The organism is Bacillus sp. GW823-FHT06B01 (genome assembly GCF_058952315.1).
In genome coordinates this window covers 720,707-746,348 of the sequence record NZ_JBXAHR010000003.1, presented here as the reverse complement: position 1 = coordinate 746,348, position 25,642 = coordinate 720,707, and the positions used below count along the sequence as shown (strand labels likewise).

Below are 25,642 nucleotides of genomic sequence, written 5' to 3'. Positions count from 1 at the left end.
AAAAAAAGAAGTCCTTTCTCTTAACGAGGAAAGGACTTCTTTTTTGTTATCATTTTCTTAACATATAGCTTTTCTATTTCAATATACAACTGCGCTAACTGAATATAGGAATGATAATTATTCGGTTTCTTTATAATGAACGAATATCGCTCCATAAAATTAACTGGTTGTACTTCCAATTTACTCGTATAAGCTTCCATTTCATTCAAACTATGAACAGGTTGCTCATTTAGCCAATATATAATCGATAACAAATGTGCCGCAAAAAGAATCATTGGACCTTCAGCTTCTTGCTTATTTCTGTTTCGAAATAGCGTAGCAATGTCTTCATGCTTACTTTTCCATACATTCAACAGTACAGGAATACTATTTTCAATTTCATTCCACGGCTCATATTGTCTTTCAATATCAAATATAAAGTAAGTATTTTGTATTATTTCTTCAAAAGACTGATCTGTATGATACATAATCGAAGTTACGCTTTCTGTAAAAAATGGTAAGCACCGAAATTCTTTCGGTATTTCTATAACTCGCTCCATCCTTTATTTCCCCTTCATTCGCTTCTTTCCTTCACGACACACTTCTAGTAATCGGCACTCTTCACATTGTGGTCGCTGTGCTTTACAGTGGTAACGCCCAAAGAAAATCATACGATGATGTGTAACGCCCCATTCATCCATCGGAACTTTCTTCATTAATGTCTTTTCTACTTCTAACACCGAATCTTTCCACCTACAAATCGCTAACCGTTTACTCACTCTCTCTACATGCGTATCAACAGCAATCGCTGGAATTCCAAATGCAACCGAAACAACTACATTCGCTGTCTTTCTTCCTACTCCTGGTAATTTCGTCAGCTCGTCACGGTCTTCTGGAACTTTCCCGTTATAATCATCTAGCAACATCTGGCACAATTTTTGAATATTTTTCGCCTTATTTCTAAACAATCCAATGGAACGTATATCTTGTTGTAATTCTTCTAAAGACACGCTTAAATAATCTTCTGGTGTTTTATATTTTTGAAATAAATTTTTCGTCACTTTATTTACAAGTGCATCTGTACATTGTGCAGATAACGCCACCGCGATTACTAATTCAAATGGATTATCATGAATTAATTCACAATGTGCTTCTGGATACATATCCGCCATTGTGTCTAAACAATAGCGAATTTGCGCTTTATTTAACATATACTTCCTCCTACATTACTGCTCCAACCAATTATAAAAAGGCACTTTCCCAGTAAATTTCGTCTCTTGTTTTGTCGTTTGCTGCGTTCGTTGTTGATTTGCTCTAAATTTCCGTCCTTGGTTTTGGGCTTGATCTACTGTTTTAATACCATTCTTTTTCCACTCAAATAAAATACGATCAATATATCGGAAATTAAGCTTACCGCTCATTACAGCTTCCCTGAGGGCCGCTTGAATTAAATTCGGATGATGTTGATCTTGATCTTCCCACATACCCAACGTTTCACATTCAAACGGAGAAAGTGGTCTTCCAAATTCTTTTTCAAATACTGTATATAAATTTACTTGCAGTTGTTTTATTTCTTTTTGTTCTCCCTCTATTGATTCGTTCATTAAGAAATGCAATATTTTTTCCCATAGCGGTTGTAAAGAATAACTTTCACACATCATCGCTTCTGATTTTTGTCCACCTTCTAGTGATAAAAAACCTTTTTGAATCAATGTCTGAATTACTTCCATACATTTCATTTCAGTAATCGTCATCCGTTCTGAAATCTCTGACGGAGTCGGAAACGAATTGCCCGATTCTAAAAATGTGTGTACATGAAGTACAACCATAAATTCCATTTCATTTAACCCTAATTTTTTATAATGCATCATAAGTAATTTTGGAATTGCAATGCTTCCCTGCTCAAACCACTGTAACATCATTTTCTTTTTCATCACCAAACACCTCGCTCTCTAGTATAACACACCTTTCGCTATTTCTTTTTGCCACAATTCGTCAAAAAAACCTTCCTATTATGTAGGAAGGTTTTTTGTATTGCGTTAATAAAATATACAATTAAGCTTGCACTTTACTTTTCATAAACGTATGAATGCGTTCTAATGCTTTCTCTACTTGTTCAAGAGATGTCGCATATGATAAACGAACGTTATTTGGAGCACCAAATCCTGTACCTGGTACAAGAGCCACTTTTTCCTCTTCTAATAGAGCTTTTGCCCAATCATCCACAGTTTCGTATCCTGATAAAGCTACAGCTTCTTTTACATTAGGGAATAAGTAAAATGCACCTTGTGGTTTAATGCAAGTAAAGCCAGGGATTTGAATTAATTTATCATAAATAATGTTTAATCTTTCTTCAAATGCTTGACGCATTGTTTCTACAGGTTCTTGTGAGCCTGCATATGCTGCAATTGCGCCGTATTGAGCGATTGAAGTAGGGTTTGACGTACTATGACTCGCTAAGTTCGTCATCGCTTTAATAAGCTGCTTATTTCCTGCTGCATATCCAATACGCCATCCTGTCATAGAATGAGATTTAGATACACCATTAATAATAAGTGTTTGTTCTTTTAATGCATTAGAAAGCTGGGCAATCGAAGTATATTCTGCTCCACCATAAATTAATTTTTCATAAATTTCATCTGAAACGATTAAAATATCGTGTTCTAAACATACCTCTCCAAGCTGTTGTAATTCCTCTTTGCTATAAATCATTCCTGTTGGATTGCTCGGTGAATTAATAATAACTGCTTTCGTTTTCTCTGTAATTGCCTCACGCAGCTGCTTCGCTGTAATTTTGTACTCATTGTCTTCCAGGCCTTCTACGTAAACTGGCTTACCTCCAGCAAGCTTTACTTGCTCAGGATAACTTACCCAATAAGGAGTTGGGATGATAACTTCATCTCCTTCATCAAGTAACACTTGGAATAATGTATATAATGCATGCTTTGCACCGTTACATACAATAATTTCAGATGGATCATACGCAATTCCTTGATCACGTGTAAACTTCTTCACAATTTCTTGTTTTAACGCTTGTAATCCACCTGTTGGTGTATACTTCGTATGTCCTTCTAACATCGCTTTATGTGCAGCATCCATAATATGTTCTGGCGTATTAAAGTCAGGTTCTCCTGCCCCTAATCCAATTACATCATGACCTTCTGCTTTTAATGCTTGTGCCTTTGCTGTAATTTCTAAAGTTGCAGATGGTGTTAAAGCAGCTACTCGCTTTGCTAATTTCATTTGTAGTTCCCCCTACATCTATTTTTCAATGCTGTAGTGACCAGCATAAGCCCCATTTTGAAACTCTAAATAATAATACGTATAACGATCTTCCTGATCAATATATGTAATTTCCCACAACGGAATATCGTTTTGAGCACCTAATTTTACTTTTATAATTTCTTTTGGCTTTGGCTTTGGCTCATCACCTTTTCCTGTAGCTTGTTCAGCCAACTTTTGCAAAGCTTCTTTTTCAGGAATACCTTCACTCTTTTTCTTCACAAGGACATTCCCTTTTTTATTAGGCACCCAAACAATAATTTGTTCTCCTTTTTCGTCTACACCTTGTACGACTGTATATGAAGAATTTCCATTATAATAATCAACAGATTTTACTTTTGTAAGCTTTGCCTTTTCTTTCGCAATTTCTACAGATTTTGCCTCTTTATGGATTTTCTTTTCCATTGCTTTATTGTAAACATACGCCCCATATATTCCGCTAGCAACGATTACGATAACGATTGCAAAGATCCACTTTTTCATTGTATCACTACGTTCTGTAAATCGTAAATACAGCTATTTCTTTATCTTTTTCGTCTAATGCTAATCCGAACATGAGGTCCTGTTCTTTTAACGTACGATTCAAACTATCAACAATTTTATACAAGTCAGACGAATATTTAATACGCGTCGTTGATAGGACTTCGATTTTCTTATCCATGAAAAAACTCCTCCGTTACACAAAAATTTCTAATTATAGAAGAACGCAATACGGTTACAATAAGAGTACATTCTTTACAACCCCTGCTTCATCACCCATCTATTATAGCAGGACATGTACTGCAAAAAAAGGTTTCAAGTCGAAAACCAATACATTTTGTATACAAGAAGTAAGAAAAATAAAATTCCTCCTCCCCACATTTTTTACGCCTGAAGCTTAAATGTACTTCAGGCGTATTTTTCTTCCAATTTTATTTATTTGGCCATACCTTTAATTGTTCTAATAATTCTTCTAGAGGGCCTTCATAAAGCGGAACAGTTGGGATTGATTGTAAAAAACGTTTTCCATAAGAAGCGCTTATCAAACGACGGTCTAATACAAATACTGTTCCGGTATCTGTACTTGTTCTAATCAGACGACCAAATCCTTGTTTGAAACGCAAGATTGCTTGCGGGAGTGCTAACTTAGCGAATACGTCCTCTCCTTGATTTTTTAACCACTCTCCTTTTGCTTCCATCATCGGTTGATGAGGAGGCGTAAAGGGAAGCCGTACAATAACAAGACAACTAAGGGCATCTCCAGGTATATCTATCCCTTCCCAAAAACTACTTGTTCCTAACAAAATCGATTTGTCGAACTCTTGAAATTTACGAATGAGACGACTTCGGCTCTTATTATTTACACTTTGCGTTAATAATAAATACCCCTCTAATTCCTCATCATTTTTCAAATTCGTATACGCTTCTTTCAACATTTCATACGAAGTGAATAAAACAAGCATTCTACCTTTTGTAGCTTTCGCTATTTTTGCAATATGTGCCGACACAGATTCAATATATTCTTCATTACTTGCTTGCTTAATAAAAGGCACATCTGTTGAAACCATTAATTTCATCTGTTCTTCAAAACGGAATGGTGATGGAACTTGTAATGTATTTGGAGCAAAATCATGTAAACCTAGCTCCTCTTTTATATAGTCAAATGAATCGTTTACTGTTAACGTTGCTGATGTGAAAATAACACTCTTTTTCTGTGTTAAAAATTCATCCGCAAGCCTTTCACCAATATGAACAGGCTGTGCATATAAAACGGTTGAATGAATTGTTCCCTTCGTTTCAGTCTCCATCCATGTCACATATGAATTTTTTTCTAAAATGAGTAATTGTAAAGATTGTTCCATCTTTCTCAACAACTCAATTAAATGCATAAATTCACCTGTAACAACATGCATCTCCCATTCTAATTTACTTTGCAATATATCAACTTGCTTCTCAAGTATAGTCAATAATTTTCTTACATCGTATACAAAACGATTTGTTAACTCTGTAATGCTATCCCATAACTTACCTTTCTCTACTTCCGTGTTATATCGATAAATGAGTGGCATATTGCTTATCCCTTGTTCCTGCTTTGTTTGTTTAAAGATGAAAGCACGTAACATTTGGAATAGCTCATCCGCATCAAATTTCAATTCCTTCAAACTATGACTCACCATACGGAAAGTCGAACGAGAGGCTTGCTCTGATTTTTTCATCATTTTATATACTTTAGAAAGTACATCATCTGTTTCTAGCGTACCAAGACGAGATAAAACTAATTGAAAATACATACAGGAGAACTGTTCACCTAATGTTCTACTCGCCGCTTCCTCGATATGATGAGCTTCATCAAAAATAATATGTTCACATGAAGCAAATAGTGGTTCTTCACTTGAAAAATCTTGAAATAATAACGCATGATTTGTAATAACGATATCTGCAAATAATGCTTTATTCTTTGCTCGTTGATAAAAACAACGGCTATACCAGTTGCTTTGCATCCCGCCTGGACTATGTACATCACTACAAATACGGTTCCAAAGTAACTTTCCGCCCTCAGGAATATTTAATTCATCACGATCGCCAGTTTCTGTTTGCAATAACCACACTAAAATTTTTGCCTTTGTGAGCGCCATATCATAATTTTTCTCTTCCTCTTGCAAAGCATATTCAAATTTATGTAGACAAAGATAATGCTTTCTTCCTTTCAAAAGAGCTACTTCAAATGAAAATGGCATTATTTTCTGTAATAATGGAATTTCTTTTTCTAATATTTGTTGTTGCAGTTGTACTGTTTGGGTACTTATGATGACAGGTTCTTCTTTTTTCGTTGCAAAATAAATACTTGGAAGTAAATATGCAAGAGTCTTTCCTGTTCCTGTTCCTGCTTCAATTAGTGAAAACCTAGAATCTCTTAGTGCTGTATATATTTCCTTCATCATAATCTGTTGGCTTTCTCTTTTTTCAAACTTTGGCATATTCAATTCAAGTTTATCGATTGCCTTATGCAAGAAAGCATCAAATTTAGATGAACATGTTTCACTGAGATTTAAAGCATAATTCCGTTTTCGAAGCGCAATATTTCGATACACTTCATACCCCTCTGCCACTTTTCTACCATGCATCATTTTCTTTAAAATATTTTCAGAAAGTACATCCGCTATATCACTTTGAAAAACATCGCTCAATTCATAAAGCGATTGCAAGGTGACAAGTGGTAACTTTTCAATTTCATTTAAAAATTGTAAAAATAATTCCGCTGTTGCAAGAGCATCACTATCCGCACGATGCGGTTGATCGTGCTCTAATTCATGTTGTTTAGCTAAATCACGTAATTTATAACTATCAGCTGTCGGCAAAAGAATTTGCGCCAACTCCACTGTATCAACTTTCGGACAATGTACTTCTGTATATCCAGCCCACCTTAATTCTTCCGTTAAAAAATTCCAATCAAAGTGAACGTTATGTGCAACGAAAGCTGCACCTTGCAATAGCTCAACAACCATCGGGGCTACATCTTGAAATAACGGGGCTTGCTTAACCATACTCTCATCAATCCCTGTTAATTCTGTAATAAATGGCGGAATCTCTCTCTTCGGATTAATAAAAGATGAAAAAATCTCTAGTATCTCTCCATCTTCCACTACAACAGCTGCGATTTGGGTAATTTTATCCTTCCCGTCCTTCCAGGAGTTCCCTGTCGTCTCTAAATCCACAACGACATAACGTTTACTCATATATGTAACACCTCAATTTCTTACCTATCAAACACAAAATTATATAATGTTACTATACCACGTTTTATCTCATCTTAATGAAAAGATGCACAAAAAAGCTATCTCCGTAATAGAGATAGCCTTCTTACTTATAATATCGTACCCGCTTTTTCAGCGCCTAACATTTGGATAATTTGATTATCATCGTCTAATACTGCAATTTTCGGCTCTTGGTTATGAATATTTTCTTCTGCCACTAAACCGTAGCAAATAATAATAACTTTATCCCCTGGCTGTACAAGCCTTGCAGCTGCACCATTTAAACAAACAACACCGCTACCGCGTTCTCCTTTAATAACATATGTCTCTAAGCGCGCACCATTATTGTTATTTACAATTTGTACTTTTTCATTTTCTACAATATTTACTGCATCCATTAAATCTTCATCAATAGTAATACTACCTACATAATTTAAATTTGCTTCTGTTACCGTAGCGCGATGTAACTTCGCTCTCATCATTGTGCGAAACATAGATGCTCCCCCTTATTTAACCGTTAATGTTATATTGTCAATTAATCGTACATTCTCAAATTTAACTGCAATTGCTAAAATGATTCGTCCCTCAATTTTATCTATTACTTGTAGTGAAGGATAGGCATATAAATCAGCATAATCTACAGTGCCTTTCGTATACGTCTCAATATGCTCTTTCACAAGAGTTGTAATGATTTCTGCATTACGTTCGCCTGCTTCAATTCTTTCTTTCGCTTTACATAGACTGCGATATAAATGAGGAGCCTCTTCACGCTCTTCTTGTGATAAATACACGTTACGAGAACTTTTCGCTAATCCATCTACTTCCCTTACAATATCCACTGGTACGATCGTAACCGGAATATTAAAATCAGCGACAAATCCTTCAATGACAGCAACTTGCTGTGCATCTTTCATACCAAAATAAGCACGCATTGGCAATGTAATATTAAATAGTTTCATTAGTACAGTCGCAACTCCAGCGAAATGACTAGGTCTTTGTTTGCCACATAATACATCGGTACGCTTTACAACTGCTACTGTTGTCGTTTGTTCTGCTGGATACATTTCTTCTACGCTCGGATAAAATAAATAATCTACACCGTTTTCTTTTGCTACATTTTCATCTCTATCAATATCACGAGGGTATCGATCTAAATCTTCATTCGGCCCAAACTGTAGCGGATTGACAAACACGCTTAAAACCACAATTTCATTTTTTTCTCTTGCCTTACGTAATAAAGTCACATGGCCTTCATGTAAATAACCCATCGTTGGAACAAAACCAATACTTTTTCCACTTATACGAAGTTCGTTTGTAATTTGCTGCATCTCTTGCACTGTAGTTACGATTTTCATTATTGTTTTCCTCCGTATAACGCTAAGCATTCTTCCTCTTTCATTGTGAATGAATGTTTTTCTTCTGGAAATTGCCCTGTCTTTACTTCAGTAACGTATTGTGAAATCCCTCGCACAATCTCCTCTTGAACAGACGTATATTGCTTTACAAATTTCGGAACACGATTTACGCCGTATGAGATAAGATCATGATAAACAAGTACTTGCCCATCTACTTTTTTCCCTGCTCCAATTCCAATCGTCGGAATTGTTAGTTGCTTCGAAATTAATTCCGCTAACTGCATTGGCACACATTCTAACACAAGCGCTATCGCACCAGCTTCCTCACATCTCTTCGCATCTTCTATTAATTTTTTTGCACTTTCAGCATCTTTTCCTTGTACTTTATACCCACCTAGTACTCCTACAGATTGAGGAGTTAAGCCTAAGTGTGCCACGACAGGAATTCCCGCATTCGTCAAGTAATGAATAGTTGATACCACTTCCCCTGCACCTTCTACCTTCAGTGCATGAGCACCACTCTCTTGAACAATGCGGCGTGCATTCACCATCGTATCTTGAGGCGACACATGATACGACATAAATGGCATATCAGTTACAATAAACGTCTCTTTCGCTCCTCGGCGTACAGCTTTCGTATGATGAATCATATCCTCTACTGTTACAGGTACTGTTGAATCGTAGCCGAGCACAACCATCCCAAGGGAATCTCCAACTAGAATCATATCAACTTCAGCTTCTTCTGCTAACTTAGCAGACGGATAATCATACGCCGTTAGCATCGTAATCGGCTCACCTTGCTCTTTCATCTTCAAAAAATCTGTTTTTGTTTTCAAAAACTACTCCTCCTTTATACAGGAGAGAGGCGATGGCCGAAATCATATAAAAAACCCCTCTGGCCATAAAAGGGCAGAAGGGTTGTGTGTTAGTCGGCATTATTCATCCCTCTGTCCCAGTCCGTTATTGGATCAAGGCAGAATCCAAGTTATTATTTTTCGTATTGCTTTGAATCATGGTGCAGTTCGCTCTGATACTGCCCATATTCGAACTAATTATAGCAAACTCCAAAAAGGAATTACTACATTTTTTTGAAAAAATAATTTTTTATTCCTATTACGGTATGTGAAATTTTTAAACATCACTCCATTATAGAAAGATAAATCGCTTAATTTACATGCATAGTATAACTCTTCAAATAATGATGCAGGTTAATGGAGGAAACATACTTATAAAAGGAGAATTGCGAATGTCTATGAACAAATGGTTATTTCGACTTACCGGTTTTCTTGTGATAATTGTAGGGATGATAACGTTTAGCTCCTTCCATGTATTTGCTTCAGTTAACGTCGTAACACAACCTATCGATTCAACGAAAGTAATTGAGGTTGAACTGAATGATGATTACTTTAACCCTAATGTCATCACGATTCCGATCGAACAATCCACAACATTACTTTTGAAAAACAAAGGTAAAAGCGAGCACACCTTTACAGTAAAAACACTCGGAATTGACGTCGTAGTCGAGTCCGGAAAAGAAAAAAATATTACCGTGAAACCTACAAGTGCTGGTACATATGAATTAATATGTCGGTACCATCTCCTTAAAGGAATGGAAGGCAAAGTAATCGTCAAATAAAAAGAAGTTCCTAATAGGAACTTCTTTTACTTAATTTCGATATCCGCAGAATGAATGTGATGTACTTTCCCTTCATGGTCCTCCAGAAGCAATACACCATCCTCTGTAATTCCTTTTGCTACCCCTGTAATTGTCTCCCTCATCGTTCGAGCGGTAATTTCTTTCCCGATGCTCACAGCGTAACTTTCCCAAAGAATTTTAATGACAGAGAAACCATTTTGTAAATACTCTTCATATAATTTTTCTAGTTGTAAAAAGATTTGTTGCATAAGCTCTGCACGAACAATTGGCTTACCGGATTCAATCGCTAAAGAAGTAGCAATATGCTGAATTTCCTCATCAAAATGTTCTTGCTTTTGATTCGCATTAATACCAATCCCCATAATAACAGCATTAATTTTATCGGGATCCGCCTGCATTTCTGTTAATATACCTACAGCCTTTTTACCTTGAATTAAAATATCATTTGGCCATTTTATTCCTACGTTTACACCCGTGCACTTTTCAATTGCTTGTGCAACGCTAACAGCCGCTAATAAAGTAAGTTGTGGTGCATGATGAACCGGGATTGATGGACGTAAAATAATACTCATCCAAATTCCTGTTCCTTTTGGTGAATGCCATTTCCTGCTTAAACGACCTCTGCCGGCTGTTTGTTCTTCTGCAACAACAATCGTTCCTTCTTCTGCACCTTCATAAGCAAGTTTTGCTGCAATATGCTGCGTAGATTCAACAGACTCTTCAAAATATACCGTTCTACCAATATGTTTCGTTTGTAACCCTAACTGAATTTCATTAGCAGTCACTTTGTCTGGCTTACTCGCAATTCGATAACCTAATCGACGCACAGCTTCAAGTTCATATCCCTCATTCCGAAGGTCCTCCATATGTTTCCACACAGCGGTTCTTGAACAACCAAGTTTATCACTAATCGTTTGGCCAGATACAAACGCGCCATCCGCTTCTGAAAAAACTTGCAATAACTGCTTTCTTATAGTAGATTGCATTCTTGCAGCCACTCCCTTATACACTCTTTCTCATTAACTACGTTTCCTTGTACGATTGCTTCCTCAATTTTTTGAATCATTTCAGCAACCCACGGACCTGGCTTTTTATTTGCCCAGTTTAATAAATCATTCCCAGTCACATTCATTTCTTGTCGATTCTTGATTGGCAATGCTTCAAACAACGTTTGTACCCGTTTAACAGATGTATTATCATAGCTTTCAATCATCGCTTCATATACTCTTTCTGCCATTTCAGCGATATGAATTCCCGTTTTATAAAGAAGAACTGTATCCCAATCCTTCTCCTTTCTCATACGGATTGTTAATAAAACTGCAACGATATCTTTTATTTTTTTATTCGAAAACTTCCATTGACGTAAAAAGACAGATGGATGCTCTTCCCCAATACAATATAAGAAGAATGCCCATGCCTCAATGTCCGTTTCAAAAGAATCCCAGTTATACTGCGTAGCTTTTAATAATCTCTCTTCTGACATTTGTAAATATGGCAGATGAGAAAATAGCTTCGTTTCTACTAATTCTTGCAAGCCCTTCACGCAATATGTACCAGTTAACAGTTTCTCAAACTCCACTGTAATTCGCTCAATTGCAATATGTTCTAGCAAATGTCCATATGTTTCTATTGCTTGTTTCGTTTTCATTTCTAAAGAAAAACCTAACGTACTTACGAAACGAATACCACGCATCATTCGCAGGGCGTCTTCTTGAAAACGATCCGCAGCATTGCCAACTGTCACAATTTCTCTCTTTTGAATCGCTTGCTGTCCAGCAAATAAATCAACCATTTTGCCTTCTTCTGTCATCGCAATTGCATTCATTGTGAAATCACGACGTTTTAAATCCTCTTCTAATGAACGAACAAATTGAACACTACTAGGTCTTCGAAAATCTTCATATTCGCTCTCTGTTCGAAAAGTGGTTACCTCATAAGGTTCACCATTTTCTACCACAATTACAGTTCCATGCTCAAGACCAACAGGAACATGTCTTGGAAATATAGCCATCACTTCTTCTGGTAAAGCAGATGTCGCAATATCAATATCTCCAATCGGCCTATCGATAATAAGATCTCGTACGCTTCCGCCGACAAAGTAGGCCTCATGTCCTCGTTGCTTTAAAGTCTCAATAATAGAACTAGCTTTTTTAAATCTTTCCATTTTTGTCATCCCTTAGTACATCATAGTAAATCGTTTCATATTGTGAGACGATTTTTTCAGAGCGGAACTGCTCGTAAACACTTGCTCTTGCTCGCTCTCCCAAATTACGGTGAAGTTCTTCATCCTTTAATAGCTGAATGGCTTGATTTGCCACTCCTGTTGGATCGCCAACTTCACATAAATATCCTGTTTCACCATGTTGAATGACTTCTGGAATACCTCCAACCCTTGTTCCGATACAAGGTACACCACACGCCATCGCTTCTAATAAAACAAGACCAAAACTCTCCTTCTCTGAAAGAAGCAACATTAAATCACTCATCGCAAGTAACTCTGCAACATTATCTTGCTTCCCTAAGAATAAGACGCGATCTTCAATATGTAAATTTTTTACTATCTGTAAAATCGTGCAAAATTCTGGTCCATCTCCAACAAGAAGCAACTTCGCATCTACTTCTGTAACAATTTTAGCAAATGCCTGAACAACATCTTGCACACGTTTCACTTTACGGAAATTTGAAATGTGAATCAGTATCTTTTCACTCTCACTTATACCGTATTCTTTCTTTAATTGAGACATATCACGCTTGAAATATACACGCTCGTCTATAAAGTTATATACCGTTTGAATGTTTTTATTTGGTTTTACAAGCTCATGCGTTTCGTTAATCAATGAATGCGAGACAGCCGTCACAACATCAGATTGCTCAATACCAAAACGAATTAAATTATTTAACGAAGGGTCGGAACCTAACACAGTAATATCTGTTCCATGCAAGGTTGTAACAATTTTAATACGCTCTCCAATCATTTGTTTTGCTAAATAAGCACAAATGGCATGTGGTATTGCGTAATGCACATGTAAAATATCTAGGTTCTCTCTTTGTGCAACCTCTGCCATTTTACTCGCTAACGCTAAATCGTATGGTGGATATTGAAATACAGAGTATTGATTTACCGTCACTTCATGAAAATAAATGTTTGGATACACTTTATTTAACCGGAATGGTAAACCCGATGTAATAAAATGAATTTCATGCCCGCGTTCCGCTAATTGCTTTCCTAATTCTGTTCCAACAACCCCAGAACCACCTACAGAAGGATAACATGTAATACCTATTTTTAATTTCATTTACATCCCCCCTATTAAATCAGCATGTAATAAAACCGGTTTCTTACTCATAAATCCCTCGGCATATAAGACTCCAACTTCTTTTCCAAACATTTTCTCTCGAGCGACCACAGTTTCAACGTAACCTTCTGTTAACGGCGTTTTCACACCATCACTCCCTGTTGAAAACTGACTTTCATACACTTCTAATGCTTCCACTTTTATAGAAAGGTACTCACTTATATCTATACAAAAATTCGGTTTATGAAAACCATTAATCATATAATAATAAAAAGACTCCACGCGATGTGGCGAAACCTCTGGCATATATTTACGAATTCCCGCTGAAAAAATAGCTTCTTCCACAAGTTTTGCACAATTTGCATGATCTGGATGACGATCTTCATAATACGGCGCGAAAACTAGTTTCGGTTTATATGTACGAATCACCTTTACAATTTCACGTATATACTCTTCTTTCATATACAAACCACGGTCTGGCATCGCTAAATTCAGTCTCGTTTTTACTCCCATTATACGAGCTGCCGCCTTTGCTTCTTCTTTTCTCAATTCTATCGTTCCATTAGAAGAAAGGTCAGCTTCTGTTAAATCACAAATACCTACTTCATACCCTTGCTTCGTATATTTAGCAATGGTACCAGCCATGCCGATTTCAACATCATCGGCATGAGCACCAAACGCTAATATATGTAATCCACTCATAATTGTTCCCCTCATTTTCTAAACTTGCGGTAATCTAAATCTCCTCGCTCTAATGCGTGCATTAACATTTCAGCACTTGCCATATTCGTTGCAAGTGGAATCGCATATACATCACATAAACGAAGCAATGCATTTACATCTGGTTCATGCGGCTGAGCAGTTAGTGGATCTCGGAAAAAAATCACCATATCCATATCGTTTTTTGCAATCATGGCACCAATTTCTTGATCGCCACCAAGAGGACCCGACTGAAATCTTGTTACAACTAAACCAGTTGCCTCCATAATACGAAGTCCTGTCGTCCCTGTTGCAAATAATTCATGTTGTTCAAAAATTGGTTTATATGCGTATGCAAACGAAACCATGTCATCTTTCTTTTTGTCATGTGCGATTAAGGCAATTTTCATCCGTTGTCTCCCCTTTAGTCGATAATATTTTCTAAACCGTACACAAGATGATCTAGATTCATTACTGTATCAATTGATAGTTTTACACCCGACATAAATGATGCACGATTGAATGAATCATGACGAACCGTTAACATTTGTCCATCTCCACCAAACATTACTTCTTGGTGTGCAATAAGTCCTGGTAAACGTACACTATGAATGTGAATGCCGTCTACATTTGCACCACGAGCACCTTCTAGTTGTTCTACTTCATTCGGATGACCTTGCTGCTTTGCTTCACGATTTTGACGAATTAATTCTACTGTTTTTACTGCTGTACCAGATGGTGCATCTAACTTTTGATCATGATGCAATTCAATTACTTCAACATCTTGGAAATACTTCGCTGCCATTTGTGAGAATTTCATCATAAGAACTGCACCAATTGCAAAGTTTGGAGCGATAATTGTTCCTACTGCTTTTTCTTTCGCATTCTCTCTTAATTGCTTTAGTTCTTCTTCTGTAAATCCAGTTGTACCAATAACAGAACGAAGTCCACGCTCAACTGCTAGTGTAACGTGTTGTTTCCCAACTTCTGGCGTTGTTAAATCTAACAACACATCTGCTTCTACTTCCTCTAAACAAGTATGTAAATCTGCGTAAATTGGCGCTTGTAACGCTGGCATGCCCGGTAAATCAGAAATTTTCTCTCCACCATGCTTATAATCCACTGCTGCTACCAAATTAAAATGTTCCGTTCTTTCCATAAGAAGGACTGCTTCATGTCCCATACGTCCTCTTGGTCCAGCGATAATTACTTTAATTTCTTTCATTATTCTTTCTCTCCCTCATCAATACGTGTCCAGCGATCTTTATCACGTGTATTAAATTTATTCATTACAATGTTATGTGCCGTTTCTAAATCAATATTTAAACTATTTGCCATACAAATCATAACAAATAATACATCTCCAAGCTCTTCTTCCAGACTACGTTCTTTTTCAGTTGTTTTCTTCGGTTTCTCACCATAATAATGATTTACCTCTCTTGCAAGCTCCCCCATTTCTTCCGTTAAACGAGCCATCATTGCAAGTGGACTGAAATAACCTTCTTTAAACTGACCAATATATGCATCTACTTCTTTCTGCATATCCTTCATCGTTTTTGCTTCCATACAATTCACCTCTAATCCTTCCTCTTTCATGTTAGCCAATTCATCGCGATTTGACAAATATTATTCCCCACCAAACACCTATTTGCGACCCTTTTTTGGATAGACTATAATAAAGTGAAACTTCTTTTGCATACTTTTCGCAAAAGATTAGTTGAACCAATCGGGTTCCTACGGCTGGTTTGTCCTTCTTCAGAGCTTTATCTCCTACCAGCCGTTGGAACGAGGTAAATGGAAACTTCTTTTGCGTTTTTTTACAGCCTTCTCTATTTTTACTAACAACTAGAAATTACTTATCATTATGTTTTACCGTATCAGCGGAGCAATGCCATTTACATAATTAGGAGGATTTCTATATGACATCAAATTTGAAGATTCGAAATATCATTTTCATTTTAATCGGTTCCGCTATTTTTTCTTTCGGTATTGTGAATATCAATATTGAAAATCACCTTGCAGAAGGTGGATTTACGGGTATTACACTATTATTGTATTTTCTATTTAAGCTTGATCCTTCTTATTCAAACTTAATTTTAAATATCCCTATATTTTTTATTGGTTGGAAGTTACTTGGAAGAACGACATTTATTTATACACTAATCGGCACCTTCAGCGTATCTTTATTTCTATGGATTTTTCAACGTTACGAAGTTCTCAACTTACATGTAAACTTACAAAATGATATGACACTCGCGGCTTTATTCGCCGGGGCATTTATCGGTGTCGGTCTTGGAATCATATTTAAATATGGCGGGACCACTGGCGGTGTGGATATTATCGCAAGACTCGCTCATAAATATGTTGGCTGGAGTATGGGGAAAACGATGTTTATGTTTGATGCTATCGTCATTATCGTCTCTATTCTTACCTATTTATCGTACCGCGAGGGCATGTATACGTTAGTTGCTGTTTTTATCGGGGCGAAAGTCATTGATTTTATGCAAGAAGGAGCCTATGCGGCAAAAGGAGCAACTATTATCTCAGATAAAAACGATGAAATTGCTGCCAAAATTTTATCTGATATGGAACGCGGAGCTACTTTTTTAAAAGCTGTTGGATCGTATACAAAAGTGGAACGGAACGTATTATATTGCGTTGTTGCTAAAAATGAAATCGTGAAATTAAAAAATATTATTACTTCTGTAGATCCTCATGCCTTTGTTGCTGTAAGTGATGTACATGATGTAGTTGGTGAAGGTTTTACGTTAGATGAAAATAAAAATCCGTTACATAAATAAACGCAACTAGAAAAGCTCTCTAGCTTTTCTATTTTTTTATTACATGTTTTTTAAGTTTCTCTAAATCCTCATAAATAAGCTCCAATAAACTCCGATTATAAAAAATGGAAGCAGGATGAAAAGTCGGGAAAATATGATATTCTTTCTCTGACCATGTAAACGCTGCACTTTGCATATCCTTTAATTTTTGAATAGGCTGTATTAATAATTGTCCGTGCACATCTGTAATTTTTTTATTTTTCCCCGTTAAACGTTGAAGGCCGATATTTCCAAGTGTAACAATAAGCTTCGGGTTTATTTTCTCTAATTCATAATCTAACAACGGGGCATGGGCAAGTATTTCTCCTTTATTTGGCGTTCTATTATACTTTTCCTGTATGATTTTACCATTTCGTTCTTTTTTCTCTCGCCACTTATATGGTCTACTTCGAACAGCGCTCGTGATATATACTTCTTCCCTTTTAACTTGAATACGCTCTAAAAAATCCATTAGTTGTTTTCCCGCCCTCCCGCTAAACGGAATCCCATTATGAATTTCTGTTTCACCAGGCGCTTCTCCTAACAGCATAAATTTTGGATTTTCAGGACCTTGTCCACTTAAGAAACCTTCTAGCTGATAAAGAGCACTTTGTTCTTTCACTTGTTTTACTAAATGGCTTGGATATTTCATTTTCCCCACCGCCTTTCCGTATTACTTCTATTATTTCTATTTGCAATACATTATATAATTCAATTCACAAAACAAAAAAAGACTATCAAAATTGATAGTCTTTAGTCGTCGCTACGCTGCATACCAGTATACATTAATACGAGACGTAATAATTCAAATACCGCTACAGCTGCAGCTGCTACATATGTTAATGCTGCCGCATTTAATACTTTACGAGCTTGCCCATATTCATCTGTTGATACGATACCTAACGCTTCAATTTGTTGCATCGCACGCTTTGATGCATCAAACTCAACAGGTAATGTAACGAGTTGGAACACAACACCTGCTGCCATTAAGATGATACCTAATAACAATAAGTTAGACATAGATGCAAAGGCACCAATCATAATAAATACCCAAGAAATATTCGATCCAAAGTTTGCAACTGGCACTAACGAATGACGAATACGCATAAAGTTATAGTCTTTTGCATCTTGAATTGCGTGTCCTACTTCGTGTGCTGCAACTGCTGTACCAGCAACTGAATGACCGTAATAGTTGTCTGTTGATAATCGAACTGTTTTGGCAGTTGGATCATAATGGTCTGATAAATGACCTGGTGTTTCTTCTACAGCTACGTTGTATAATCCATTCTCATCTAAAATTTTTCGAGCCACTTCCGCTCCTGTCATACCTGATGTTGAATAAACTTGTGAATACTTGCTATAGGCACTACGTACTTTTGACTGTGCATACAACGGTATGATCATTATGATCGCGAAGTAAATTAAATAAAACATCATGAACCTTTGAACCTCCATTGAAGTTTTAATTATAGTACTTCTCATTCTATTTTCTTCTGACATCATTGTCAATGAATAAACCTTACAATCCATATCTTTATTTATTGCATTATCTATTTTTAGAGTGTACATTACTTTTTCTTTTTTCTCTCTCTCCTTTATACTTTCTCCATCCAACATAAGTTAATGTGAATAAAATAAGACCTCCAGTAATTGTCATAAACCAAATGAGAGAGGGTGCAATTTCATCTTTTTTTACTGTGTGAAATATTTTTTGCAAATCCCCTTTAATGATTCCTACTTGCATTTGCCCACCTTTCGTTTTTAACATAACGTTACGAAATTCATCCAAATAAGATAAATGGGCATTTACACGCTGCACTTCGTTTTCTGGCAAAGCAATCATTAAGCTTGGATAAATAATATTAAATTCATGTAAGAATGTGTTTAACGTTTGTTGAAACTGTCCCGTATCTTCTTTTTTCATCGCTTTTTCCATTTGAGAAAAGGCACCCATTACTTTTTTTTCTCTTTCCATCCAAAGTGGTTGATATTTCGACACTTTCGCATCAACAGCGAGCTGTAGGGCTAACACATTATCAATTTTAACTTGTTTACCTAAATCTGTTTCCGCGAGTGATTGTTTCGCCTTGTCGTAAGCTAAAGAAATAACTCTAACTTGATCTGGCGTTACTTCTTGCTTCTTTTCATTCCCCTTTATGACAAACTGCTCCGAGAAATGTTGTAATACTTGTACTGCTTTTTCATCTTCATTACGCTTCACTAATTGTAATGAGTCGTCTAACAACCCTGTTAGTCCACTCCACTCTTCAGCATATATACGTAACGGAAACATTATAATTAGAAATGCTATCAATCCAATTAATGTTCTCTTCATCACGGTCCCCCCTATAACTACTAGTACAAAATATGTTAATTGGGACAAGAATAGAACAGAACTGGACCGAAAAATATATTATCGTTTTACAAACAAAAAAATTCTCTTTAAACAGAGAATTTTTCCTTTGAAATCCTTTTCTTTTTTACGAAATATCTATACAAGCTGTAACAAAGTATGCTGCCACATAAAATAAATAATAAAATTGCACACGCAGCATGCATAAAGAATTCTTCTGGTAACATTAATATAATTGGATCCGTTTCAATATCAAACATCCAATAATCATTACTGAATAACAGCTTATGGAATAATACAAAACTCTTTTCAAAATTAATAGCGATCGGTAACATGAGCGCGATCGGTAAGATAATTGTTAAAATTGATCCGTGCAGTAAAAACTTTTCATTTTTCTTTTTTAATAAATAAATCCCGCCTATTATTGCAATCATAATTGTCGCATACATTACATATTGAATCTTTACTAAAATATTTTTAACATCTACAAAATGAATACGGCCATTTGTAGACATATCTAATGTTGGAAACTGTAATGCCCCGTCATAAAACGGAGATAAATATGTGATAAGCACATCATAATTTTTTTTAATATCAGCCTTCGTCATATCCGCTAAGTCTGGGATGTTTAAAAAATCAATTTCAAAATAATATAGCCATTTTCCGTATACAACCGCTGTTGTTGCGAGTGCAAATATAGAAAATGCTATGCTATATGAAACAACTATAGTAATCAATCGATCCAATATTTTTGTACCACTCTTATTTTTCTTCATTTTCTCCCCCTACATGTTCTAACTATCATAAAGAAAACTGTTTTCGGTTCTCACGCAAGCAATAATAATATGTAAGACATAGTGTGACGATGCTTAGCCAAAACGTAAAGTAACCAATTTCTTCTACAAACAAATGCATAATTCCATATCTCGGCATTTGCCAAAATAAATAATCAATTGCATCATTATGTAATGTCCATATAGCTGCTACCGCAAAATGCCATTTTTTTATACGGTAAAACGGTGCATATAACAATCCTTGTACTGCCATCGCAAAGTGCGAAAGCATTAACATATACCCCATAAGACCAATAGGACCTTTTACATAGATCATAATTGCATTTACAACAACAGCCCATATACCATATTTCATCAAAGTAACAATCGCTAGCGCCTCTATTAATCCCCAATTTCTCTTTCTTAAAAAAGCAATTAAAACAAAGACAAAAAAGAGACTCGCCATCGGGCTATCGGGTACAAACGGCCAAAATATAGGTGAGGTTTCTTTTAATTGATTTCCATACCATATAAATCCGTATATTGTACCTAATATGTTAACAACTAATAAAAATAATAATATAGAGCGTTGTCTTAACATTGCATACAAATAAACCAAGCTGTATGTCCAACACCTTTCAAACAAAGTCATTCTTTCCTCAAACTCTACTCTATTATATAGTAAACTTTCTTTCATCAAAATAAAAAGCTGACTACAATTTTTTTGCAGTCAGCTTTTTATTATTTTTTATTATACTTTGCAACGAATTCCGAAAGCTTCTTCAGTTCCTCATCTGTACCTTTAAATACCCCTTTAGGCATTGAACCTTTTCCCTCTTTCGCAATCTTAGCAATTTCTTCTGGCTTTAAAGTTAAGTTTTGCAGTGCCGGTGCTGCTGCCCCGCCTTGTAAATTGTCACCGTGACATGTTAAACAAGTATTTTTTTGCATTAATTTATAACCATCATCATTTTTATCAACTGGTGCTGTTTTTACAATTGCTCCTTGTTTTTTTGCAGCTTCCCAGTCGTGGTGTGCTACAGATTCCCAAGTTAAAAAGATAATGGATGCAATTGCTAAAAGCATAAATCCCGTTGCTACAGGACGCTTCAATGGGCGTCTTTCTGGACCTCGATCAAGAAATGGAGCTAACAGTAATGCGCCAAACGCAATCCCTGGCATAATGAATGCTCCAATTACAGTAAATGAGCCAGAAGCATAAGAATACTTTAATAACTGATACAAGAATAAGAAATACCAATCTGGAAGTGGTATATACCCAGCATCAGTTGGATCCGCCATTCTCTCAAGTGGTGACGGATGCGCCACTGTTAAACATAAATAACCGATTAAAAAAACTGCACCAACCATCCATTCTTTTAACAAGAAGTTCGGCCAAAACGCTTCTGTTTTTCCTGGGTATTCAGAATAGTCTTTTGGAATATTTGGTTTTCGAGCTACTGGTACCCGAGAATCTCCTACAAACTTCATCCCTTTGCCTCGATGCATAATCTCCCTCCTTTAGTTCTTTCCCCTTTAATTTAGCAATCTCTTATAGCGGACCGGAAATACCTTGTTTGCGAATCATGATGAAGTGGAAGGCCATTAAACCTAGAAGTGCTGCTGGTAAGAAGAAGACGTGAATAGCAAAGAAGCGAGTTAATGTTTGAGCGCCAACAATTTCGGAATGACCAGCGAGTAATGTTTTAATATAAGGACCAATGAGCGGCGTTTGCTCTGCAATTTGAATCCCTACTTTCGTAGCAAATAACGCTTTCATATCCCACGGTAATAAATATCCGGTAAAACCAAGACCTAACATAACAAAGAAAATAAGAACACCAACAATCCAGTTTAACTCACGAGGCTTTTTATACGCACCCTGGAAGAAAACTCTAAGTGTATGTAAAAACATCATTACAATGACGAGACTAGCGCCCCAGTGGTGCATACCACGAACAATTTGCCCATATGCAACTTCATTTTGTAAATAATAAACCGATTCCCAAGCATTTTTAATATCAGGCACATAATACATCGTCAAAAACATTCCTGATAAAATTTGAATTACAGTAACGAAAAAGGTAAGTCCTCCAAAGCAATAAACGAATGCAGAAAAGTGATGTGCCGGGTTTACATGTTCAGGTACTTCATGATCAGCGATATCACGCCATATTGGTGTAATATCTAACCTTTCATCTACCCAATCATAAATTTTATTTAGCATCTACTTTGCACCCCCTTTTGGCTTCGCTTTGCCTAAATACAGCGTTCCATCTTTTACTTTGGACTCGTATACATCAAGCGGAGCAAGGGGCGGCGTGCCTTTAATGTTCATCCCGTCTTTTGTGTAACGGCCCCCGTGACATGGACAAAAGAATTGATTCGGATGTGCTTTGTCCGAATTCCAGTTAACTGTACATCCTAAATGTTTACATACTGGAGAGAACGCAACAATGTCTCCGCTTTCATCTTTATGAACCCAAGCTGATTTTGGCTCTTCGGACTTGTACCAACCATCAACCTGCTTCACCTTAAAGTCGAAACGTTTCGGCTCTGTTGTAATATCCTTTACTTGTGCAACAGCAACCATATCCGTTCCCGCTTCTTTTCTTAACACCGGATCAAGCGCAAATCGCGTCATCGGCATTAAAATACCCGCTGCCATAAAGCCTCCTACCCCTGTAAGGGTGTAATTTAAAAACTGTCTTCTTGATACACGATGTTCTTTCTCGCTCACGAAAATTTCCCCCCTCTATCAGAAATTGTCCCCTCGTGATAAATTATATAAAAAATAAAAACTAGGACACTATCATGATATAATACGCTTAGGTACAGGTCAATATCATACTACTCATAATAATAAGAACTTTCTGTTTATTATTACTTTTCCCATTTTTCTTCTAACATCACCATTATATTTTTTATATGTGCATGAATAACTTCTCTTTTCGCTTGATCACTGAATTGTTCTAACGCTAATGAAGGAAACCAAAATAAATCTCCTTGTAACTCTTGCATATCTTCTTTCCATGAAAAATCACTTGTAACATAAGCAATATGCTTAAAACCTTGCTTTTGCAAATGATTTGTCCATTCTTGCAAACGACCTTTTTCATTTTTTTGACTTTCTACTAAATACGTAAATGCAGGTAGTAAAAGTACTCTTCCTTTATATTCTCTTTCCAACTCCATACTCAACAATTCGATAAATTCACCTTGTTCTACTACCATTTTCATTTCTTTTGCTGCCGAAATTGATAAAAGTGGTATAACACCAGTATCTACATAATCTCTAGCTTGCTCAAACTGCTCCACATCTTTTACACTCCATTTCAAATGTCTTCCCTCCCTTCATTTTCAAATGACAGAACTTTCACTTTATATATATTAAACCATACTAAAAGAGGTAAAAAAAGAAAAACTACCTATATTAAGGTAGTTTTTCTTAAAAAAGTCTGAAATTTGTAAAATTTTATGAATCCAAATGAATTCTATAACATCTTTAACTCAGCTGTTAACTTATGAAACGCTTCCTTATCTTGCTTATCCAGCGCTTCATCAATTTGTTTCAAAAGACGTTCTCTTCTAAAAGAAAATACACTTTCTTCTAAAAATCTTTCTGCAAGTAAACGATCTTTTTCATTTACTTCAATATGCTTTGGTAAATACGGGTTTTCTTCTAATACAGCTACATAATTGGCATTTTGAAACGATGATTTAAAATTGAGTTGAATATAAATATCTTCATCTCGATTTAAACGAATATCATGAAACGATTTTTCAGCATCTGTTGTCATAACATTTTGTTTAAAAAAGTGAAATGGTGTGTCTTTCACACAATTCGCGGACATCACTAAACCACGCGGACAATATTTTGCATGCTCTACGAAGTGGACTTTATGCATCAATTGGTCATGACTCATTAAATAATTCAAAATCCATACACATTCACGCTGTTTCAGTTGGTAATTATTCAAAAACCATTTTACAAAATCCTTCTTCTCGTTTACAGAAACAGGGGTATTCATAGCAATTAAGTCCCTCCTCTGTCTTTCTCTTTTCTTTTTAGATTCAAGAAGCGGTATTCAGTTTCCTTCCAACTTATGAAAAATCCTCTAAATTATATAACAATTCTTCAATATGAATTTGTGTCGGGTCTAGTTGTATTAACTGAGTAAATACTTCTTTCGCCTCTTTTCGCATACCTTCTTCCAATAAGAAATAACCGTACTCTTCCAAGAAGTCTGGATGATTCTTAAAAGAAGTATATGCACTTTCATAGTGTTTTAATGCATCCGAATACATTTCTAATTGTTTTTTTGCAAACGCAAGATCCCAAAGTAGTTGTGTATCTGGTTCTCCGCTATCAATCGCACGCTCTACAACTGCAATTAACTCTTCATATTTTTCTTGTTCTTTTAAGATATACGCATATTTTAATATCGCACCTAAATGTCCTGGATCTAACTCAAGCGCTTTTTGAAGCACTTCCTCTGCTTCCGCTATTTTTCCTAATTTCGCCGCAATGTTCGCTAATTCTACATAAAATGGTACAGAAAGCTCATCTACTTTAATTCCTTCTTGAAGTGTTTCATAGCTTTCTTGAAGCATTCCTTCTTTTTCATAGCTTTTCGCCAAATACATGTACAGCGATGCATACTCCGGATCTAATTCTTTTAGTTCTTGCCAAGCACCAATTGCTCTTTGGTATTCTTCACCTTGGTATAATGTGAAGGCATATCCAAATAATGAGTGGATATCTTTTTGTTCCTCTAAACCTGCTTCATAGTAAGAGATCGCTTCTTCCCAATTTCCAATCGCACTTAACGTTTCTGCGAGGCGAAGTGCAATGACAACACCACCCATGACTTTATGTTCTGCTAATAGCGACTCATAATGAGTGATTGCCTTTTGTTCTTCACCTTTACTACTATATAACTCTGCTAATCCAAACGTAATAACAGGTTCGTCAGGCATCATTTCTTTCGCCTTTAATAGTTTTTGTTCTGCTACATCATCGAAACCTTGCATTTGGAATAAATCTGCAACAAGTAATAACGATTGAACATATAAGTCATCATTTTCTGGAATATCATGAAGCACTTCAATCGCTTCATCTTCTTTGTCTAGATCAATATATAATTCTGCTAAAAATACAGTGAATTCACTTTCTTCCGGATACAATAAACGCAAGTCTTCTGTAATAGCTAACGCTTCATCCGCAAATCCAAGTGTATGATAATAGCGAGCGATATCATACTTCTCTTCATCATTCGCAATTTTTAATTGTTCTTTTAATAATTGTAATCCTTTTTCCGCTTCACCATTTTCAATATATGAAACAGCTTGTTCAAACTTTTGCATAAACGTCTCCTTTAATTCTAACAAATATTATTTTCTGTTCATTTACCCCGATTGGTGCGGGCTAATAATCAGTGAGGGGATGAGCATCCCCTCACTGATTAAAGTTTCACTTTATCATAAGCAACTAGGTGTACGAACGCAACCTTTAGAATGAGCATACTTCATCTTGTACTTTCACTGACAACGATTCAAATATGCCACCGATACCGCATTACTACTTTCTATTGTACCGTTTTCTTTCATTACCGTGCAAATAACTTCCCTTATTAATTATTAACACGCACGGATCAAGCTTTACAGGCCTTCATTTAAATAAAAAAGACTCCTA

The 25,642-nt window shown here is 36.1% G+C and carries 30 protein-coding genes; 2 read left to right on the top strand and 28 right to left on the bottom strand.

Annotated elements, in window-relative coordinates:
* Positions 1 to 20: 20 nt before the first annotated feature.
* The 10 genes from AC1Q8N_RS17110 to panB all read right to left on the bottom strand — a co-directional run bounded on the left by AC1Q8N_RS17110 (position 21) and on the right by panB (position 9,186).
* Complete coding sequence (locus AC1Q8N_RS17110; protein WP_098078650.1) at positions 21 to 539, bottom strand: YpoC family protein; 519 nt, start codon at positions 537 to 539, stop codon at positions 21 to 23.
* Positions 540 to 542: 3 nt separating this feature from the next.
* Positions 543 to 1,190: an endonuclease III gene (nth, locus tag AC1Q8N_RS17105; protein ID WP_098047384.1), complete on the bottom strand. Its 648-nt coding sequence runs from the start codon at positions 1,188 to 1,190 to the stop codon at positions 543 to 545.
* 15 nt (positions 1,191 to 1,205) lie between these two features.
* A complete protein-coding gene (gene dnaD / locus AC1Q8N_RS17100) occupies positions 1,206 to 1,913 on the bottom strand; it encodes a DNA replication protein DnaD (RefSeq protein WP_098847381.1) in 708 nt (235 codons plus the stop codon).
* Positions 1,914 to 2,034: 121 nt separating this feature from the next.
* Positions 2,035 to 3,222 carry an aspartate transaminase AspB gene (aspB, locus tag AC1Q8N_RS17095; RefSeq protein WP_000761545.1) on the bottom strand — a complete coding sequence of 396 codons (1,188 nt, stop codon included), beginning with the start codon at positions 3,220 to 3,222 and terminating at the stop codon, positions 2,035 to 2,037.
* 18 nt (positions 3,223 to 3,240) lie between these two features.
* Positions 3,241 to 3,744, bottom strand: a complete 504-nt coding sequence (locus tag AC1Q8N_RS17090) for a cell wall elongation regulator TseB-like domain-containing protein (protein WP_046955209.1) — start codon at positions 3,742 to 3,744, stop codon at positions 3,241 to 3,243.
* A 7-nt stretch (positions 3,745 to 3,751) separates the two neighbouring features.
* Positions 3,752 to 3,922, bottom strand: coding sequence for a YpmA family protein (locus tag AC1Q8N_RS17085; RefSeq protein WP_000358351.1), 171 nt, complete (start codon positions 3,920 to 3,922; stop codon positions 3,752 to 3,754).
* Between the two features lie 250 nt (positions 3,923 to 4,172).
* Positions 4,173 to 6,977, bottom strand: a complete 2,805-nt coding sequence (gene dinG / locus AC1Q8N_RS17080) for an ATP-dependent DNA helicase DinG (protein WP_098078656.1) — start codon at positions 6,975 to 6,977, stop codon at positions 4,173 to 4,175.
* Between the two features lie 128 nt (positions 6,978 to 7,105).
* Positions 7,106 to 7,489 (bottom strand): aspartate 1-decarboxylase, encoded by a 384-nt coding sequence (gene panD / locus AC1Q8N_RS17075; protein WP_000490178.1) that lies wholly within the window; start codon positions 7,487 to 7,489, stop codon positions 7,106 to 7,108.
* A 12-nt stretch (positions 7,490 to 7,501) separates the two neighbouring features.
* Positions 7,502 to 8,350 (bottom strand): pantoate--beta-alanine ligase, encoded by an 849-nt coding sequence (gene panC / locus AC1Q8N_RS17070; protein ID WP_098078659.1) that lies wholly within the window; start codon positions 8,348 to 8,350, stop codon positions 7,502 to 7,504.
* On the bottom strand, positions 8,350 to 9,186 hold the full coding sequence (gene panB, locus AC1Q8N_RS17065) for a 3-methyl-2-oxobutanoate hydroxymethyltransferase (RefSeq protein ID WP_000853116.1): 837 nt from the start codon (positions 9,184 to 9,186) through the stop codon (positions 8,350 to 8,352). The genes panC and panB overlap by 1 nt, the downstream gene beginning before the upstream one ends.
* A gap of 410 nt (positions 9,187 to 9,596) precedes the next feature.
* On the opposite strand from panB, the gene AC1Q8N_RS17060 reads away from it, so the two are divergent.
* The gene (locus AC1Q8N_RS17060) at positions 9,597 to 9,986 is read left to right on the top strand and encodes a cupredoxin domain-containing protein (protein WP_098069315.1); all 390 of its coding nucleotides are present in this window, start codon (positions 9,597 to 9,599) and stop codon (positions 9,984 to 9,986) included.
* A 26-nt stretch (positions 9,987 to 10,012) separates the two neighbouring features.
* Here the strand turns inward: AC1Q8N_RS17060 and AC1Q8N_RS17055 are convergent, their stop codons facing one another.
* Genes AC1Q8N_RS17055 through AC1Q8N_RS17025 form a run of 7 tightly spaced genes read right to left on the bottom strand, consistent with a single transcriptional unit; the run spans position 10,013 to position 15,568 of the window.
* Positions 10,013 to 10,993, bottom strand: a complete 981-nt coding sequence (locus tag AC1Q8N_RS17055; RefSeq protein ID WP_048543513.1) for a biotin--[acetyl-CoA-carboxylase] ligase — start codon at positions 10,991 to 10,993, stop codon at positions 10,013 to 10,015.
* The gene (locus AC1Q8N_RS17050) at positions 10,978 to 12,171 is read right to left on the bottom strand and encodes a CCA tRNA nucleotidyltransferase (protein WP_493521293.1); all 1,194 of its coding nucleotides are present in this window, start codon (positions 12,169 to 12,171) and stop codon (positions 10,978 to 10,980) included. Before AC1Q8N_RS17050 ends, AC1Q8N_RS17055 begins: the two co-directional genes overlap by 16 nt.
* Complete coding sequence (bshA, locus tag AC1Q8N_RS17045) at positions 12,158 to 13,303, bottom strand: N-acetyl-alpha-D-glucosaminyl L-malate synthase BshA (RefSeq protein ID WP_098078502.1); 1,146 nt, start codon at positions 13,301 to 13,303, stop codon at positions 12,158 to 12,160. The genes AC1Q8N_RS17050 and bshA overlap by 14 nt, the downstream gene beginning before the upstream one ends.
* Positions 13,304 to 14,005 carry a bacillithiol biosynthesis deacetylase BshB1 gene (gene bshB1, locus AC1Q8N_RS17040; RefSeq protein ID WP_493521292.1) on the bottom strand — a complete coding sequence of 234 codons (702 nt, stop codon included), beginning with the start codon at positions 14,003 to 14,005 and terminating at the stop codon, positions 13,304 to 13,306.
* 11 nt (positions 14,006 to 14,016) lie between these two features.
* Complete coding sequence (gene mgsA / locus AC1Q8N_RS17035) at positions 14,017 to 14,412, bottom strand: methylglyoxal synthase (protein ID WP_046955216.1); 396 nt, start codon at positions 14,410 to 14,412, stop codon at positions 14,017 to 14,019.
* A 14-nt stretch (positions 14,413 to 14,426) separates the two neighbouring features.
* A complete protein-coding gene (dapB, locus tag AC1Q8N_RS17030) occupies positions 14,427 to 15,227 on the bottom strand; it encodes a dihydrodipicolinate reductase (RefSeq protein ID WP_098078667.1) in 801 nt (266 codons plus the stop codon).
* A complete protein-coding gene (locus tag AC1Q8N_RS17025) occupies positions 15,227 to 15,568 on the bottom strand; it encodes a nucleotide pyrophosphohydrolase (protein WP_048543622.1) in 342 nt (113 codons plus the stop codon). The genes dapB and AC1Q8N_RS17025 overlap by 1 nt, the downstream gene beginning before the upstream one ends.
* Positions 15,569 to 15,921: 353 nt before the next feature.
* Here AC1Q8N_RS17025 and AC1Q8N_RS17020 point away from each other — a divergent pair, with 353 nt between their 5' ends.
* Positions 15,922 to 16,803: a YitT family protein gene (locus AC1Q8N_RS17020; protein WP_098047376.1), complete on the top strand. Its 882-nt coding sequence runs from the start codon at positions 15,922 to 15,924 to the stop codon at positions 16,801 to 16,803.
* Positions 16,804 to 16,831: 28 nt separating this feature from the next.
* On the opposite strand, the gene AC1Q8N_RS17015 is transcribed toward AC1Q8N_RS17020, so the two are convergent.
* From AC1Q8N_RS17015 to AC1Q8N_RS16965, 11 genes are all read right to left on the bottom strand, one after another.
* The gene (locus tag AC1Q8N_RS17015; RefSeq protein WP_098847379.1) at positions 16,832 to 17,473 is read right to left on the bottom strand and encodes a uracil-DNA glycosylase; all 642 of its coding nucleotides are present in this window, start codon (positions 17,471 to 17,473) and stop codon (positions 16,832 to 16,834) included.
* A 101-nt stretch (positions 17,474 to 17,574) separates the two neighbouring features.
* Entirely contained in the window at positions 17,575 to 18,255 is a 681-nt protein-coding gene (locus AC1Q8N_RS17010; protein ID WP_002096760.1) for a zinc metallopeptidase, read from the bottom strand.
* Positions 18,256 to 18,367: 112 nt separating this feature from the next.
* Positions 18,368 to 19,156 (bottom strand): sporulation protein YpjB, encoded by a 789-nt coding sequence (ypjB, locus tag AC1Q8N_RS17005; protein WP_048543532.1) that lies wholly within the window; start codon positions 19,154 to 19,156, stop codon positions 18,368 to 18,370.
* Positions 19,157 to 19,263: 107 nt separating this feature from the next.
* Positions 19,264 to 19,950, bottom strand: a complete 687-nt coding sequence (lit, locus tag AC1Q8N_RS17000; RefSeq protein WP_048543533.1) for a lipoprotein intramolecular transacylase Lit — start codon at positions 19,948 to 19,950, stop codon at positions 19,264 to 19,266.
* Between the two features lie 25 nt (positions 19,951 to 19,975).
* Positions 19,976 to 20,566, bottom strand: coding sequence for a lipoprotein heptaprenylglyceryl N-acetyltransferase LhaT (lhaT, locus tag AC1Q8N_RS16995; protein ID WP_000262813.1), 591 nt, complete (start codon positions 20,564 to 20,566; stop codon positions 19,976 to 19,978).
* A 122-nt stretch (positions 20,567 to 20,688) separates the two neighbouring features.
* A complete protein-coding gene (gene qcrC / locus AC1Q8N_RS16990; protein ID WP_000554603.1) occupies positions 20,689 to 21,456 on the bottom strand; it encodes a menaquinol-cytochrome c reductase cytochrome b/c subunit in 768 nt (255 codons plus the stop codon).
* A gap of 43 nt (positions 21,457 to 21,499) precedes the next feature.
* The gene (qcrB, locus tag AC1Q8N_RS16985) at positions 21,500 to 22,174 is read right to left on the bottom strand and encodes a menaquinol-cytochrome c reductase cytochrome b subunit (protein WP_000932700.1); all 675 of its coding nucleotides are present in this window, start codon (positions 22,172 to 22,174) and stop codon (positions 21,500 to 21,502) included.
* Entirely contained in the window at positions 22,175 to 22,687 is a 513-nt protein-coding gene (gene qcrA / locus AC1Q8N_RS16980; protein WP_001290419.1) for a menaquinol-cytochrome c reductase iron-sulfur subunit, read from the bottom strand.
* Between the two features lie 143 nt (positions 22,688 to 22,830).
* Positions 22,831 to 23,286, bottom strand: coding sequence for a YpiF family protein (locus AC1Q8N_RS16975; RefSeq protein WP_493521291.1), 456 nt, complete (start codon positions 23,284 to 23,286; stop codon positions 22,831 to 22,833).
* 155 nt (positions 23,287 to 23,441) lie between these two features.
* Positions 23,442 to 23,978, bottom strand: a complete 537-nt coding sequence (locus tag AC1Q8N_RS16970) for a ReoY family proteolytic degradation factor (protein WP_001095922.1) — start codon at positions 23,976 to 23,978, stop codon at positions 23,442 to 23,444.
* A gap of 73 nt (positions 23,979 to 24,051) precedes the next feature.
* On the bottom strand, positions 24,052 to 25,314 hold the full coding sequence (locus AC1Q8N_RS16965; RefSeq protein ID WP_098078672.1) for a tetratricopeptide repeat protein: 1,263 nt from the start codon (positions 25,312 to 25,314) through the stop codon (positions 24,052 to 24,054).
* Positions 25,315 to 25,642: the final 328 nt, after the last annotated feature.

Excerpts from the sequence above, each read along its gene's own strand:
- AC1Q8N_RS17110 (WP_098078650.1), bottom strand. The coding sequence starts at position 539 with ATGGAGCGAGTTATAGAAATACCGAAAGAATTTCGGTGCTTACCATTT.
- nth (WP_098047384.1), bottom strand. The coding sequence starts at position 1,190 with ATGTTAAATAAAGCGCAAATTCGCTATTGTTTAGACACAATGGCGGAT.
- dnaD (WP_098847381.1), bottom strand. The coding sequence starts at position 1,913 with ATGAAAAAGAAAATGATGTTACAGTGGTTTGAGCAGGGAAGCATTGCA.
- aspB (WP_000761545.1), bottom strand. The coding sequence starts at position 3,222 with ATGAAATTAGCAAAGCGAGTAGCTGCTTTAACACCATCTGCAACTTTA.
- AC1Q8N_RS17090 (WP_046955209.1), bottom strand. The coding sequence starts at position 3,744 with ATGAAAAAGTGGATCTTTGCAATCGTTATCGTAATCGTTGCTAGCGGA.
- AC1Q8N_RS17085 (WP_000358351.1), bottom strand. The coding sequence starts at position 3,922 with ATGGATAAGAAAATCGAAGTCCTATCAACGACGCGTATTAAATATTCG.
- dinG (WP_098078656.1), bottom strand. The coding sequence starts at position 6,977 with ATGAGTAAACGTTATGTCGTTGTGGATTTAGAGACGACAGGGAACTCC.
- panD (WP_000490178.1), bottom strand. The coding sequence starts at position 7,489 with ATGTTTCGCACAATGATGAGAGCGAAGTTACATCGCGCTACGGTAACA.
- panC (WP_098078659.1), bottom strand. The coding sequence starts at position 8,350 with ATGAAAATCGTAACTACAGTGCAAGAGATGCAGCAAATTACAAACGAA.
- AC1Q8N_RS17060 (WP_098069315.1), top strand. The coding sequence starts at position 9,597 with ATGTCTATGAACAAATGGTTATTTCGACTTACCGGTTTTCTTGTGATA.
- AC1Q8N_RS17055 (WP_048543513.1), bottom strand. The coding sequence starts at position 10,993 with ATGCAATCTACTATAAGAAAGCAGTTATTGCAAGTTTTTTCAGAAGCG.
- AC1Q8N_RS17050 (WP_493521293.1), bottom strand. The coding sequence starts at position 12,171 with ATGGAAAGATTTAAAAAAGCTAGTTCTATTATTGAGACTTTAAAGCAA.
- bshA (WP_098078502.1), bottom strand. The coding sequence starts at position 13,303 with ATGAAATTAAAAATAGGTATTACATGTTATCCTTCTGTAGGTGGTTCT.
- bshB1 (WP_493521292.1), bottom strand. The coding sequence starts at position 14,005 with ATGAGTGGATTACATATATTAGCGTTTGGTGCTCATGCCGATGATGTT.
- mgsA (WP_046955216.1), bottom strand. The coding sequence starts at position 14,412 with ATGAAAATTGCCTTAATCGCACATGACAAAAAGAAAGATGACATGGTT.
- dapB (WP_098078667.1), bottom strand. The coding sequence starts at position 15,227 with ATGAAAGAAATTAAAGTAATTATCGCTGGACCAAGAGGACGTATGGGA.
- AC1Q8N_RS17025 (WP_048543622.1), bottom strand. The coding sequence starts at position 15,568 with ATGGAAGCAAAAACGATGAAGGATATGCAGAAAGAAGTAGATGCATAT.
- AC1Q8N_RS17020 (WP_098047376.1), top strand. The coding sequence starts at position 15,922 with ATGACATCAAATTTGAAGATTCGAAATATCATTTTCATTTTAATCGGT.
- AC1Q8N_RS17015 (WP_098847379.1), bottom strand. The coding sequence starts at position 17,473 with ATGAAATATCCAAGCCATTTAGTAAAACAAGTGAAAGAACAAAGTGCT.
- AC1Q8N_RS17010 (WP_002096760.1), bottom strand. The coding sequence starts at position 18,255 with ATGTTTTATTTAATTTACTTCGCGATCATAATGATCATACCGTTGTAT.
- ypjB (WP_048543532.1), bottom strand. The coding sequence starts at position 19,156 with ATGAAGAGAACATTAATTGGATTGATAGCATTTCTAATTATAATGTTT.
- lit (WP_048543533.1), bottom strand. The coding sequence starts at position 19,950 with ATGAAGAAAAATAAGAGTGGTACAAAAATATTGGATCGATTGATTACT.
- qcrC (WP_000554603.1), bottom strand. The coding sequence starts at position 21,456 with ATGCATCGAGGCAAAGGGATGAAGTTTGTAGGAGATTCTCGGGTACCA.
- qcrB (WP_000932700.1), bottom strand. The coding sequence starts at position 22,174 with ATGCTAAATAAAATTTATGATTGGGTAGATGAAAGGTTAGATATTACA.
- AC1Q8N_RS16970 (WP_001095922.1), bottom strand. The coding sequence starts at position 23,978 with ATGAATACCCCTGTTTCTGTAAACGAGAAGAAGGATTTTGTAAAATGG.
- AC1Q8N_RS16965 (WP_098078672.1), bottom strand. The coding sequence starts at position 25,314 with ATGCAAAAGTTTGAACAAGCTGTTTCATATATTGAAAATGGTGAAGCG.